This is a genomic window from Cellulomonas composti, assembly GCF_007990245.1.
Classification (GTDB): domain Bacteria; phylum Actinomycetota; class Actinomycetes; order Actinomycetales; family Cellulomonadaceae; genus Cellulomonas; species Cellulomonas composti.
Genome location: NZ_BJWG01000004.1, coordinates 109,961 through 122,734 on the forward strand (window position 1 = coordinate 109,961; position 12,774 = coordinate 122,734).

The window sequence follows — 12,774 nt, forward strand, 5'->3', positions numbered from 1 at the left end:
GATTCGGCAACGGGTCACGATTCCGCGTCGACTATTGCTGCAACTTGCTGCAAGCCGATACGGTCGGCGGCATCCGCCCGCGACACAGGGGTCGCGGGGGTGACGAAGGAGTCCCCGATGCCGGTAGCCGACGCACGCGTCCGCCGCTTCTCCGCAGTCCTGACCGCCACCGCCGTCGTCGCCGCAGGCGCCGTCGGCGTGATCCTCCCCAACGCACCGGCCGCCGCGGCGGCCACCAGCGCAACCCTCGTCGGCGACCTGCAGCAGGCACTGGGCTGTGCCGGCGACTGGGACCCGACGTGCCCGCAGACCGGGCTTGCCCCCGTCGGCGACGGCACGTTCTCCGCCGAGTTCGAGGTGCCGGCCGGCAGCTACCAGTACAAGGTCGCGCTGGACGGCGCGTGGACCGAGTCGTACGGCATCGACGGGACCGGCGACAACACGCCGCTCGTCGTCGCCGGCCCCACGACGATCCGGTTCACGTACGACGACACGACGCACCGCACCAGCCTCACGCCCCTGACGCTGGCGGGCGACACCGACGAGTCCGACGACCAGATCGTCGCCGACCCGGTGCGCGACCCGGGCGCGGGCAAGAGCTTCTACTTCGTCATGACCGACCGGTTCGCGAACGGCGACACGGACAACGACGAGGGCGGCCTGACGGGTGACCGGCTCACCACGGGCTTCGACCCCACGGACAAGGGCTTCTACGAGGGCGGCGACCTCGCGGGTCTGCGCGAGCAGCTCGACTACATCGAGGGTCTGGGCACGACCGCGATCTGGCTCACGCCGTCGTTCAAGAACCGGCCCGTGCAGGGCACCGGCGCGGACGTGTCCGCCGGGTACCACGGCTACTGGATCACCGACTTCACGCAGATCGACCCGCACCTGGGCACCAACGAGGAGCTCGAGCAGCTCATCGAGGACGCGCACGCGCGCGGCATCGACGTGTACTTCGACATCATCACCAACCACACGGCCGACGTCATCGACTACGAGCAGGGCGAGTACGACTACATCGACCAGGCGACCTCGCCGTACCGCGACGCGGACGGCACGCCGTTCGACCCGGCCGACTACGCGGGCACGGACAGCTTCCCGACGCTCGACCCGGCGACCTCGTTCCCCTACACGCCCGTCGTCGCCGACGAGGACGCGGACGTCAAGGTCCCGGCGTGGCTCAACGACGTCACGCTCTACCACAACCGCGGGAACTCGACGTACTCGGGTGAGTCGACGACGTACGGCGACTTCTCGGGTCTCGACGACCTGATGACCGAGAACCCCGAGGTCGTCGACGGCTTCGTCGACGTGTACGACCAGTGGGTCGACCTCGGCGTCGACGGCTTCCGGATCGACACCGCCAAGCACGTGAACTTCGAGTTCTGGCAGGAGTTCACGACGCGCGTCTCGCAGCACGCGGCCGACGCGGGCAACCCCGACTTCTTCATGTTCGGCGAGGTCTACGACGCCGACCCGGTCAAGCTCGCGCCGTACCTGCGCGAGTCGGACATGAACGCCGTGCTCGACTTCACGTTCCAGTCCGCCGCGGTGAACTTCGCGAAGGGCGGGTCGGCAGCCGGCCTCAAGGCGCTGTTCGCGGGCGACGACCACTACACGACCCCGACGACGAACGCGCAGGCGCTGCCCACGTTCCTCGGCAACCACGACATGGGCCGCGTCGGGTACTTCCTGGCCGGCACGACGCAGGCGGAGCAGCGCTCGGCCCTCGCGCACGACCTGATGTACCTCACGCGCGGTCAGCCCGTCGTCTACTACGGCGACGAGCAGGGCTTCGCCGGCACGGGTGGTGACAAGGACGCGCGCCAGACGCTGTTCGCGTCGCAGGTCGCCTCCTACCAGAACCAGCCGCTGCTCGACGGCACGACCCTCGGCTCGCAGGATCGGTACGACACCGACTCGGCGCTCTACACGCACATCGCGGACCTGGCCGAGCTGCGTTCGAGCCACCCGGCCCTGACCGAGGGCGCCCAGATCGAGCGCTACTCGACCGGTTCGGTCTACGCGTTCTCGCGCGTCGACCCGACCGAGCGGATCGAGCACCTCGTCGCCGCGAACAGCGCGACGAGCGCGTCGACCGTCACGATCGACTCGCTGACGCCGGGCGCGACCTTCACGGGCGTCTACGGCACGCACGACGAGGTCACGGCGGACGCCGACGGCAACGTCGAGGTCACCGTCCCCGCGCTCGGCGCGGTCGTGCTCGTCGCGGATGCCGAGGTCGTCGCCCCCGCCGCCGCGGGCGGTCTGACGGTCTCCGCCCCGGCCGCGGGCACGGGCCTGTCCGGTCAGGTCGCCGTGGTGGCCGACGTCGCCACGGACGTGTGGAGCCAGACGTCGTTCGCCTACCGCGTGGTGGGCGACGACGCGTGGACCGCGCTCGGCACCGCCGAGTCGACGAGCCCGCGGGTCTACCTCGACAGTGCCGGCATCGCCGACGGCGCGCTGCTCGAGCTGCGCGCCGTGAGTGTCGACGCCGCGGGTCACCGCTCCGCCGACTCGTCGTACGTGGCCGTGGGACGTGCGGTGGACGGTGTGGTGCCCGAGCCGCCGACCGGCGACCTCGTGGTGAGCGTCCCCGGCGCGCACAACTCCGAGATGGGCTGCCCGGGTGACTGGCAGCCCGACTGCGAGGCCGCGCGACTGACGAAGCGGGCCGACGGCGTCTACGCCGGCACGTTCACCATCCCGGCCGGCACCTACGAGTACAAGGTCGCGATCGGCGGCTCGTGGACCGAGAACTACGGCAAGGGCGGCGTGAAGGACGGTCCCAACGACTCCTACACGCTCGCCGCCGACGGTCCGGTGACGTTCTACTACGACGCGGTCACGCACTGGTTCACGTCGACCGCGCAGGGGCCGATCGCCACCGTTCCCGGCTCGTTCCAGTCCGAGGCCGGCTGCGCGGGTGACTGGGCGCCGGAGTGCATGGTGACCTGGCTCCAGGACCCCGAAGGTGACGGCACGTACACGCTCACGGTGAACGACCTGCCCGAGGGCGCGTACGAGGCCAAGGTCGCGCACGGCCTCGGCTGGACCGAGAACTACGGCGTCGGCGGCACGCCCGGCGGCGCGAACTACGGGTTCGTCGCGCCCGGCGGCAAGCCGGTGACGTTCACGTACGTGCTCGCCACGCACGTGATGACGATCGAGGTCACGGACCCGCCGCTGACGGGCTACGGCCAGACGTTCGCGCACTGGGTCGACGCCTCGACGATCGCGGTGCCGTCGAGCTGGGTGCCCGAGGGCACCGACCCGGCCGACCTCGTGTGGCAGCTCGGGTACTCCCGCAAGGGGTCGATGAGGATCACGGACGGCGATCTGGTCAACGCGGCCGGCACGGTGACGCTCGGGTACGACGAGGACGGCCTCACGACGGCCCAGCTCGCCCGGTTCCCCGCGTTGCACGGGTACGTCGCGCTGACGGTGCCCGCCGGGACCGCGGTCAAGAGCCTGCTCAAGGGCAAGCTGCTGGTCACTCAGGCGGACGACGAGGGCACGCTGCAGGCGGCGTCCGGCGTCCAGGTCCCGGGCGTCCTCGACGCGCTGTACGCGTCCAAGGTGAAGTCGGTGAACCTCGGCGTGACCTGGCTCGCCACCGGGCGTCCCAAGCTCTCGCTGTGGGCCCCGACGGCGCAGTCCGTGTCGCTGCTCGTGTGGCCGAACGGCGACACGACGAAGGCGCCGACGGTGGTGCCGGCGAAGCGGTGGTCCACGGGCGTGTGGGCCCTGACCGGCGCGAAGGAGTGGAAGGGCGCCGCCTACCAGTGGAAGGTGAAGGTCTACGCCCCGACCGTGGACAAGGTCGTCACGAACAAGGTGACCGACCCCATGTCGGTCGCGCTGACCGTGAACTCGACCCACTCGGTGCTCGTCGACCTCGCCGACCCGACCTACCGGCCCAGCCAGTGGGTCACGGCCACCCAGCCCGCGGTGCGGGCGGTCGACCAGACCATCTACGAGCTGCACGTCCGTGACTTCTCGATCAACGACACGAGCGTCCCGGCCAAGCGCCGAGGCACCTATCTCGCGTTCGCGGACCCCACGACGACGGGGATGAAGCACCTCGAGCAGCTCGCGGACGCCGGGATGACGACGGTGCACCTGCTCCCGACGTTCGACATCGCGACGATCGAGGAGAACCGCAGCGCGCAGGCGGTCCCGGACTGCGACCTCGCGTCGTACGCCCCGGACTCCGACCAGCAGCAGGCCTGTGTCGCCGCGGTGGCCGACCAGGACGGCTTCAACTGGGGCTACGACCCACTGCACTGGGGCGTGCCCGAGGGTTCGTACGCCACCAACCCCACCGGCGGCACGCGGATCAAGGAGTTCCGCACGATGGTCGGCGCGCTGCACACGGCGGGCCTGCAGGTCGTGCTCGACCAGGTGTTCAACCACACCGCGGCGAGCGGTCAGGCCGACGACTCGGTGCTCGACAAGGTCGTGCCCGGCTACTACCAGCGTCTCGACGCGGCCGGCAAGGTGCAGACCTCGACGTGCTGCCAGAACGTCGCGACCGAGCACCGGGTGGCCGAGAAGGTCATGGTCGACACGGTCGTGCGGTGGGCGCGTGACTACAAGGTCGACGGCTTCCGGTTCGACCTCATGGGTCACCACTCGGTGCACAACATGAAGGCGATCCGCGCGGCCCTCGACAAGCTCACGGTCGCCAAGGACGGGGTGAACGGCAAGAACGTCTACCTCTACGGCGAGGGCTGGAACTTCGGCGAGGTCGCGAACAACGCGCTGTTCAAGCAGGCCACGCAGGGCCAGCTCGACGGCACGGGGATCGGCACCTTCTCCGACCGGCTCCGTGACGCCGTGCGCGGCGGCGGCCCGTTCGACGAGGACCCCCGCATCCAGGGCTTCGGCTCGGGTGCGTACACCGACCCGAACGGGGTCGCGGCCAACGGCGACGAGGCCACTCAGCTCGCCCGTGTGCAGCACCAGGGCGACCTCGTGCGGCTCGGGCTGGCGGGCAACCTGCGCGACTTCACGTTCACGACGAGCGACGGGGTCGAGCACTCCGGCGACGAGGTCGACTACAACGGCCAGCCCGCCGGATACGCCTCCTCGCCGCAGGAGGTCGTCACGTACGTCGACGCGCACGACAACGAGACCCTGTGGGACGCGTTGACGTACAAGCTGCCGACGGACACGACGATGTCCGACCGCGTGCGGATGAACACGCTGTCGCTCGCGACGACCGCGCTCGCGCAGACCCCCAGCTTCTGGCACGCGGGTGCCGAGCTGCTGCGCAGCAAGTCGCTCGACCGCAACAGCTACAACTCGGGCGACTGGTTCAACTCGCTCGACCTGTCGGGGCAGGACAACGGCTTCGGCCGCGGTCTGCCGATGGCAGCCGACAACTCGTCGAAGTGGGCCATCCAGGCGCCGCTGCTCGCCGACGCGTCGCTCAAGCCGTCGGCCGGTGACATCGCGACGGCCGAGGCCGGCGCGCTGGACCTCCTGCGGCTGCGCGAGTCGCTGCCGCTGCTCCGGCTCGGCTACGCGGACCTCATCGAGGACCGGGTCACCTTCCCGGGCAGCGGTGCGGACGCGACGCCCGGCGTGATCGTCATGCAGGTCGACGACGTCGCGGGCACGGGTGCCGGCGCGGACATCGACCGGCGCTACGAGCGGGTGGTCGTGATCTACAACGCGTCCGACGAGGCCACGACCCAGTCACTGGCCGGCCTCGCCGGTCACGCCCTGACCCTGGCTCCGGCGCAGGCGACCGGGTCCGACGCCGTGGTGAAGACGACCTCGTGGAACAAGGCCGCGGGTGCGGTCACCGTGCCGGCGCGCACCGTCGCGGTGCTCGTCGAGAAGATCCCGACGCGCCCCTCCGCGTTCGCCGGGTTCTAGCAGCACACGAACAGGGCCCCGTCGGTCGCGCACTGCGGTGCGACCGACGGGGCCCTCGTCGTGCTGGTTGCGCTCAGCGCGCGCGGGGCGTGAACGACGTCGAACAGGTCCAGCGGGTCGAACCCTTCGTCGCGACGACGTCCACGCGAACCCGGTAGCCGACCGTCGCACCCGAGACGTAGTAGTCGACCGACGCCTTGCCCTTCGCGTCGGCGGTGGCGCTGTGCTTCGTCGTCGTCGTCTTGTAGTGCGCCGTCGTCGTGACCTTGGCGCCCTTCGTCGTACCGGCGACCTTGATCGTCGTCCAGGAGTACTGACGCGGGTTCGAGGGGGACGCGCTCGCGGAGCAGGAGCGCGTCGCGGCGGCGCTCGCGGCGGGTGCCAGGGTGGCCGGCTGCGCGGCCGACGCGCCGGGCCCGACGAGCGCGAGCGGGACGACGACGAGCAGGCCGGCGGCGGCCGCGGCGAGGCGACGGCGCGTGGTGGTCAGCGACACGGGGGAGCCCTTCGGGGTGGGGTGTCCCGATGCTCACACGCACGACCGTCCGCACGGACCGCGTGGCGGTGGATCGTCCCGAGATGCCCGGAGATATCACCCGTGAGCTGCCGCCGGTCCCCCCCAGCGGGACCGGCGGCGACCCACGCCGGACGGTCCCGTTCCGGCTGCGGGGGACCGGGACCGTCCGGGTGTCAGCCCTTCACGGAGCCGGACATGAGTCCGCCGATGAAGTACTTGCCGAGAAGGACGTAGATGAGCAGGGTCGGCAGCGAGGCGATCATCGCGCCGGCCATCGACGAGCCGTAGTTCGTCAGCATCGCGCCGTTGGCGAGGTTGTTGAGCGCCAGGGTGACGGGGCCGTTCTGGCTCGAGGAGAAGAACACCGCGAACAGGAAGTCGTTCCAGGCGGACGTGAACTGCCAGATCAGCACGACGACGAACGCGGGGATCGACAGCGGCAGGACCACCGAGAGGTACGTGCGCAGCATCCCCGCTCCGTCGACGCGCGCCGCCTCGATGAGCTCGTTCGGCACCGACTGGTAGTAGTTGCGGAAGATCAGCGTCGTGATCGGGATGCCGTAGATGACGTGGAGCAGCATCAGCGACGGTGTCCCGGACGGGACGCGGAGGTCCTGCACGATCTGGGCCAGCGGGATCATGACGGCCTGGTACGGGATGAACATCCCGAACAGGATCAGCGTGAAGACGAGGTCGGCCCCGGGGAACCGCCAGCGGGACAGCACGAAGCCGTTCATCGAGCCGAGGAACGACGAGATCAGCTGCTGTCGCTGCGCGGCGTCGGCAAGAGCTACGGCGCCGCGCGCGCCCTCGCCGACGTGCACCTCGACGTGCACGCCAACGAGGTCGTGGCGGTCGTCGGGGACAACGGGGCGGGCAAGTCGACGCTCGTCGGCGTGCTCACGGGCGCGCTCGCCCCGGACCGGGGGGAGATCCTGCGCGACGGACGACCCGTGACGCTCGGCTCACCGGCCGCCGCCCGCGCCCACGGCATCGCGGGGGTGTTCGAGGACCGCGCGCTGTGCGAGAACCTCGACGTCGTCGAGAACCTGTTCCTGGGCCACGAGGCCACGCGTGCCGGCCTGCTCGACGAGGTCACGATGGAGCGAAGCGCCTGGGAGCTGCTCGGGCAGCTCGCCGCGCGCGTTCCGTCGGTGCGCGTCCCGGTCGCCGCGCTCTCCGGCGCGCAGCGGCAGGCTGTCGCCATCGCGCGCTCGCTGCTCGGCGCGCCGCGCATCGTCGTGCTCGACGAGCCGACCGCGTCGCTCGGCCTCACCCAGACCGCCGAGTTCCTCGCGCTCGTCGAGCGCCTGCGTTCGCGCGGCCACGGCGTCGTGCTCACCAGCCACTCGATCGTGGACGTGCAGGCGGTCGCCGACCGCATCGTCGTGCTGCGGCTCGGGCGCACCAACGGCGAGTTCGACGGCCGACGGTCCAGCTACGAGGAGCTGCTCGCGGCCGTCACAGGCGCGGGGGTGACGCGGTGAGCGCACTGGACCCGTTGCGGAGCCTGTGGGCACGCGTGCGCGTCGGCGAGCTGCGCACGCTGCCGATCGCGCTCGTGCTCGGGCTGCTGTGGCTCGTGCTCGCCGCGATCGACCCGACCTTCCTGTCCGCGGACAACCTCGTGAACCTCACCCAGCAGTCCGTGGTCGTCGGGATCCTGGCGCTCGGCGTCGTCCTCACGCTGCACGTGGGTCAGCTCGACCTGTCCGTGGGTGCGGTCTCCGGTCTGGCCGCCGCCCTCGTCGCGGTCGGCGTGGTGCACGGGGGCTGGCCGCTGTGGCTCGCCGTGCTGCTCGCCCTCGTCGTCGGCGGGCTCGTCGGTTCCGCCTACGGCCTCGCGTACACCCGCCTCGCCGTGCCGGTCGTCGTGTTCACGCTCGCCGGGCTGCTCGCGGTGACCGGCCTGCAGCTGCGGGTCCTCGGCACGACGGGGTCGGTGAACCTGCCGTTCGAGTCCTGGCTCGTCGAGCTGGCGCAGACCCTCTACCTGAGCCCGGGCACCTCGTGGACGCTCGTCGTCGTGCTCGTCGTCGGCTACGCCGTGAGCCTGTTCGTGACCCGCGCCCGACGTCTGCGCGCCGAGCTGCCCGCCGCGTCGGTCGCACGCCTCGCCGTGCAGGTCGTGGCCGTGGCCGTCGGGCTGGGCGTCGTGGTCGCGTACCTCGGTACCAACCGCGGCGTGGGCGCGATCTTCGCGATCTTCGTCGGGCTCGTCGGAGCGGTCGACCTGCTGCTGCGCCGCACGCGCTGGGGACGCTGGGTGCGGGCCGTCGGTGGCGACGCCGAGGCGGCACGCCGGGCGGGCGTCCCCGTGCGGCTCGTGCTCGTCACGGTGTTCGTGGGCTGCTCGACGCTCGCCGTCCTCGGCGGCGTCGTCGCGGCGGGTCGGCTCGCGGCGGCGAACCAGGCGACCGGCGCGCCCGAGGTCATGCTGCTCGCGATCGCCGCGGCGGTCATCGGCGGGACGAGCCTGTTCGGCGGGCGCGGGTCGGCATGGTCGGCACTGCTCGGGGCGCTCGTCGTCCAGTCGATCAGCAACGGCCTGATCCTGCTGAACCAGGACACGTCCGCGCGCCTGATCGTGACCGGAATCGTGCTGGCGGGCGCCGTCACGATCGACGCGCTGATGCGACGCGCGCGCGAGGCGGCCTGACGGTCGCGAGCCCGGGCGCCGCCGTCAGCGGAAGACGATCGTGCGGTGCCCGTCGAGCAGCACGCGGTGCTCGGCGTGCCACCGCACGGCCCGCGCGAGCGCGCGCCGCTCGACGTCCTGCCCGAGCGCCACGAGGTCCTCGACGCCGCGGGAGTGGTCCACCCGCTCGACGTCCTGCTCGATGATCGGCCCCTCGTCGAGGTCGCCGGTCACGTAGTGCGCGGTCGCGCCGATGAGCTTGACGCCGCGGTCGTGCGCCTGCGCGTAGGGGCGGGCGCCCTTGAACGAGGGCAGGAACGAGTGGTGGATGTTGATGACCCGGCCGCTGAGCTCCCGGCACAGGTCGTCGGACAGGATCTGCATGTACCGCGCGAGCACGACGAGCTCGACGTCCAGCTCCTCGACGAGCTGCAGGAGCCGGGCCTCCGCCGCGGCCTTCGTCGCGGCCGTGACCGGTACGTGGTGGAACGGGATGCCGTAGAACTGCGCGAGCGGCTCGAGCACGGTGTGGTTCGAGACGACAGCGACGATGTCGATCGGCAGGTTCTCGGAGCGCTGCCGGAACGCGAGGTCGTTGAGGCAGTGCGCGGCCGTCGAGCCCAGCACGAGCGTGCGCACGGGCCGGCCGGCGACGTCGAGCGTCCACTGCAGGCCGAAGCGCGGCGCGAGCGCGTCGAGCGCGGTCGTCAGCTCGTCGCGGGCCACCGACGCGGTGAACTGGACCCGCATGAAGAACAGCCCCGAGAGCTCGTCGCCGAACTGCTGCGACTCGGTGATGTTGCCCCGGTGCTCGGCGAGCAGCCCGGCGACGGCGTGCACGATGCCGGGGCGGTCCGGGCAGGACAGCGTCAGGACCCAGTGCGTGGGGTCGGGTGCCGTCGGGTGATTCGCGAGCGTCACAGTGTGGGACACGAGGCCCGAGAGTAGTCCGACGCGCCGGACGGCTGACACGATGGGCCGCATGACGGCCGATCTCGACATCCACCCGGTCTCCCTCGACGAGGCGGGCGAGCTGCTCACCCTGCGCCGTGCGGCGTTCGTCACCGAGGCGCAGCAGTACGGCGACCCGAACATCCCGCCGCTCACGCAGACGCTCGCCGAGCTCGTCGAGGACCTGCAGCGTGAGGACGTCGTGACGCTCGGCGGCTGGTACGGGCACCGGCTGGTCGGGTCGATCCGCGTGCTGATCGAGGACCGCAAGGCCACGCTCGGCCGCTTCGCCGTGGCCCCTGACCTGCAGGGTCATGGATTCGGCACGAGCCTGCTGATGGCGATCCTGCCGTACCTGCCCGACGGCATCGAGGAGGTCTGGGTCTTCACCGGCCGCGACTCGGTGCAGAACATCGCGATGTACGCCAAGCACGGCTACCAGCACCAGCACGACCAGACGGCGGGCGACCTCACGTATGCGTTCCTGCGCAAGTCGCTCGTCGAGACGCCCGAGGCCGACGACGAGTAGCGGCCGCGCTCTCGGCGTCGGCGCGCCGTCGGACCTCGCGGGCCCGCCCGACGAGGACGTCGAGGCGCCGCCGGCACTGGTGGCGCTCGCGGGCGGGGCCGACCTGACGCCGGTGTGGCGCAACGGCCTCGGTGGCGTCACGTTCCGGTGGGCCGACCGGCACGCCAAGTGGCAGCCCGCCGCGCCCGCAGGCTTCTTCGACGACGAGGCGCGTCGCCTGCGCTGGGCCGAGGGCCGGACCCCGGTCCCGCGCGTGGTGTCCACAGGGTCCGACGAGAACGGCGCGTGGCTGGTCACCGCGACCGTACCGGGCACCAGCGCGGTCGACCCGCGCTGGGCCGCCGACCCGGACACCGCGGTGCGCGCGATCGGCGCAGGCCTGCGCGCGCTGCACGACGCGCTGCCGGTCGCCGGGTGCCCGTTCGACTGGGGCGTGCCGGCGCGCATCGCCCGCGCCGCGGCTCGCGGCGTCGTCGTGCCCGCGTCGCTCGTCGAGGCGCCCCCGGTCGACCGCCTCGTCGTGTGCCACGGCGACGCGTGCGCGCCGAACACGCTCGTCGGCGACGACGGACGCTGGACCGCGCACGTCGACCTGGGCGCGCTCGGCGTCGCCGACCGCTGGGCGGACCTGGCCATCGCGACCTGGAGCACCGTCTGGAACTACGGCCCCGGCCACGAGGACGCGCTCCTGGACGCCTACGGCATCGCCCCCGACGACGTCCGCACCGCCTACTACCGCGCCCTGTGGGACGCGACCTGACGTACGTCGCAGCGCCCCGGCGGCCCGCAACGGGTGGACTTCATGCCGTGTGGCGACGTCAACCCCACCCGCTCCCCGCGCCGCCTCGACTCACTCGCCGCGGTAGGCGGCCTCGATCGGGGCGATCTCGATCTTGTGCTGCGTGAGCATCACCTGCGTGGCGCGGGCGGCGCCCTCGGGGTCGGCGTCGGGGGACAGCGTCAGCTCCATGAGGCGCTGGGGGACCACCTGCCAGGACAGGCCGAAGCGGTCCTTGAGCCAGCCGCACTGGCTCTCCTGGCCGCCGCCGGCGAGCAGCGCGTCCCAGTAGTGGTCGACCTCGGCCTGGTCCGCGCACTCGACGACGAACGAGAACGCCTCGGTGAGCTGGAAGTACGGGCCCGCCGAGATCGCCTCCACGCGCTGACCGTCGAGCTCGTACTGCACGATGAAGGCCGCGCCCTTCGCCACGCCGGGCATGTCCGCCGGGGCGTGGATGACGTTGGTGATGCGTGAGTTCGGGAACACCGAGACGTAGAACTCGGCGGCCTCCAGCGCGTTGTCGGCGTACCAGAGGTGGGGGTGGACGATGCCCATGGTTCTGCTCCTGCCGTGTGGTGGTGGTCGGTTCAGCCGGCGACGAGGTCGTCGAGCCTGGCGTAGCCCTGCGTGACGCCGTGCTCCATGCCGCTGTCGACCATGCCGTCACGGGCCTCGATCGACGGGTACACGGCGTGCGCCTCGAGGCGCGTGCGTCCGTCGCCGAGGTCGACGAAGCGCAGCGTCTCGATCGAGACGACGTCGGGGAAGCCCAGGAACTCGAAGGTCTGGATCGCGAGCTCGTCGGTCCGCACGGTGTGGAACGTGCCGCGGAAGCCGTACGACTGCCCGCCCGGCTCGGTCTGCTCGAAGGCCCAGCGCCCGCCGGACACGAAGTCCCAGTCGGTGATGTCCGTGGTCAGGCCGTCGGGACCCATCCACCTGGCGACCAGTGCGGGGTCGGCGTGGGCCGTGAAGACGCGGGACACCGGGGCGTCGAACTCGCGGGTGATGTCGATGAACGGCACGCCGTCGGGCGCCTCGATGTGCACGGGGTTGGTCATGGTCGGTCCTTCTCGTCGGGGTCGAGCAGAGCGTCCAGCGAGCGGAAGCGCCGCTCGTGGATCAGCCGGTAGCGGTCGATCCACGCGGTGAGGCGTTCGAGCGCCTCGGGAGCCAGGTGCACGGGCCGGCGCTGGGCGTCGCGCGTGCGGGTGACGAGTCCCGCCTCCTCGAGCACGTGGATGTGCCGGGAGACCGCCTGCACGGAGATGGGGTGCGGCGCGGCGAGCTCGTTGACGGTCGCGGGGCCACGGGACAGGCGCGCGACGATCGCGCGTCGCACCGGATCGGCCAGGGCCACGAAGGCCCGGTCGAGCCGGTCGTCCTCGTCGGGCTCCACGACACCTCGATGTATTCAACTGACTGGTTGAATACGAACGTACGCCGGTTTCCGCCGCCACGCAAGG

At 71.6% G+C, this 12,774-nt stretch carries 10 protein-coding genes and 1 pseudogene; 5 read left to right on the forward strand and 6 right to left on the reverse strand.

The window, feature by feature from the left end; translation table 11 throughout:
* The first annotated feature begins 117 nt into the window (after positions 1–117).
* Complete coding sequence (gene pulA, locus CCO02nite_RS06060; RefSeq protein ID WP_146842242.1) at positions 118–5,892, forward strand: pullulanase-type alpha-1,6-glucosidase; 5,775 nt, start codon at positions 118–120, stop codon at positions 5,890–5,892.
* Between the two features lie 73 nt (positions 5,893–5,965).
* On the opposite strand, the gene CCO02nite_RS06065 is transcribed toward pulA, so the two are convergent.
* The gene (locus CCO02nite_RS06065) at positions 5,966–6,388 is read right to left on the reverse strand and encodes a hypothetical protein (protein ID WP_146842243.1); all 423 of its coding nucleotides are present in this window, start codon (positions 6,386–6,388) and stop codon (positions 5,966–5,968) included.
* A gap of 194 nt (positions 6,389–6,582) precedes the next feature.
* Positions 6,583–7,170, reverse strand: a pseudogene (locus CCO02nite_RS06070) (carbohydrate ABC transporter permease); the annotation flags it as partial.
* Between CCO02nite_RS06070 and CCO02nite_RS06075 the strand changes: the two are divergent.
* On the forward strand, positions 7,171–7,896 hold the full coding sequence (locus CCO02nite_RS06075; RefSeq protein ID WP_146842344.1) for an ATP-binding cassette domain-containing protein: 726 nt from the start codon (positions 7,171–7,173) through the stop codon (positions 7,894–7,896).
* Complete coding sequence (locus tag CCO02nite_RS06080; protein ID WP_146842244.1) at positions 7,893–9,068, forward strand: sugar ABC transporter permease; 1,176 nt, start codon at positions 7,893–7,895, stop codon at positions 9,066–9,068. The genes CCO02nite_RS06075 and CCO02nite_RS06080 overlap by 4 nt, the downstream gene beginning before the upstream one ends.
* A gap of 24 nt (positions 9,069–9,092) precedes the next feature.
* On the opposite strand, the gene purU is transcribed toward CCO02nite_RS06080, so the two are convergent.
* A complete protein-coding gene (purU, locus tag CCO02nite_RS06085; RefSeq protein WP_246117380.1) occupies positions 9,093–9,980 on the reverse strand; it encodes a formyltetrahydrofolate deformylase in 888 nt (295 codons plus the stop codon).
* A gap of 40 nt (positions 9,981–10,020) precedes the next feature.
* Here purU and CCO02nite_RS06090 point away from each other — a divergent pair, with 40 nt between their 5' ends.
* Positions 10,021–10,527, forward strand: a complete 507-nt coding sequence (locus CCO02nite_RS06090) for a GNAT family N-acetyltransferase (protein ID WP_146842246.1) — start codon at positions 10,021–10,023, stop codon at positions 10,525–10,527.
* Between the two features lie 79 nt (positions 10,528–10,606).
* Positions 10,607–11,287: an aminoglycoside 3'-phosphotransferase gene (locus tag CCO02nite_RS06095; protein ID WP_281284572.1), complete on the forward strand. Its 681-nt coding sequence runs from the start codon at positions 10,607–10,609 to the stop codon at positions 11,285–11,287.
* 90 nt (positions 11,288–11,377) lie between these two features.
* Here the strand turns inward: CCO02nite_RS06095 and CCO02nite_RS06100 are convergent, their stop codons facing one another.
* From CCO02nite_RS06100 to CCO02nite_RS06110, 3 genes are read right to left on the reverse strand one after another with little or no spacing between them, the layout of a single operon-like run.
* Complete coding sequence (locus tag CCO02nite_RS06100) at positions 11,378–11,863, reverse strand: VOC family protein (protein ID WP_146842248.1); 486 nt, start codon at positions 11,861–11,863, stop codon at positions 11,378–11,380.
* Between the two features lie 32 nt (positions 11,864–11,895).
* Positions 11,896–12,369: an SRPBCC family protein gene (locus CCO02nite_RS06105; protein WP_146842249.1), complete on the reverse strand. Its 474-nt coding sequence runs from the start codon at positions 12,367–12,369 to the stop codon at positions 11,896–11,898.
* Positions 12,366–12,707: an ArsR/SmtB family transcription factor gene (locus CCO02nite_RS06110; protein ID WP_186812593.1), complete on the reverse strand. Its 342-nt coding sequence runs from the start codon at positions 12,705–12,707 to the stop codon at positions 12,366–12,368. The genes CCO02nite_RS06105 and CCO02nite_RS06110 overlap by 4 nt, the downstream gene beginning before the upstream one ends.
* Between the last annotated feature and the right edge of the window lie 67 nt (positions 12,708–12,774).

What these genes read in the sequence shown, in the direction of transcription:
- pulA (WP_146842242.1), top strand. Translation starts at nt 118, where the DNA reads ATGCCGGTAGCCGACGCACGCGTCCGCCGCTTCTCCGCAGTCCTGACC.
- CCO02nite_RS06090 (WP_146842246.1), top strand. Translation starts at nt 10,021, where the DNA reads ATGGGCCGCATGACGGCCGATCTCGACATCCACCCGGTCTCCCTCGAC.
- CCO02nite_RS06100 (WP_146842248.1), bottom strand. Translation starts at nt 11,863, where the DNA reads ATGGGCATCGTCCACCCCCACCTCTGGTACGCCGACAACGCGCTGGAG.
- CCO02nite_RS06105 (WP_146842249.1), bottom strand. Translation starts at nt 12,369, where the DNA reads ATGACCAACCCCGTGCACATCGAGGCGCCCGACGGCGTGCCGTTCATC.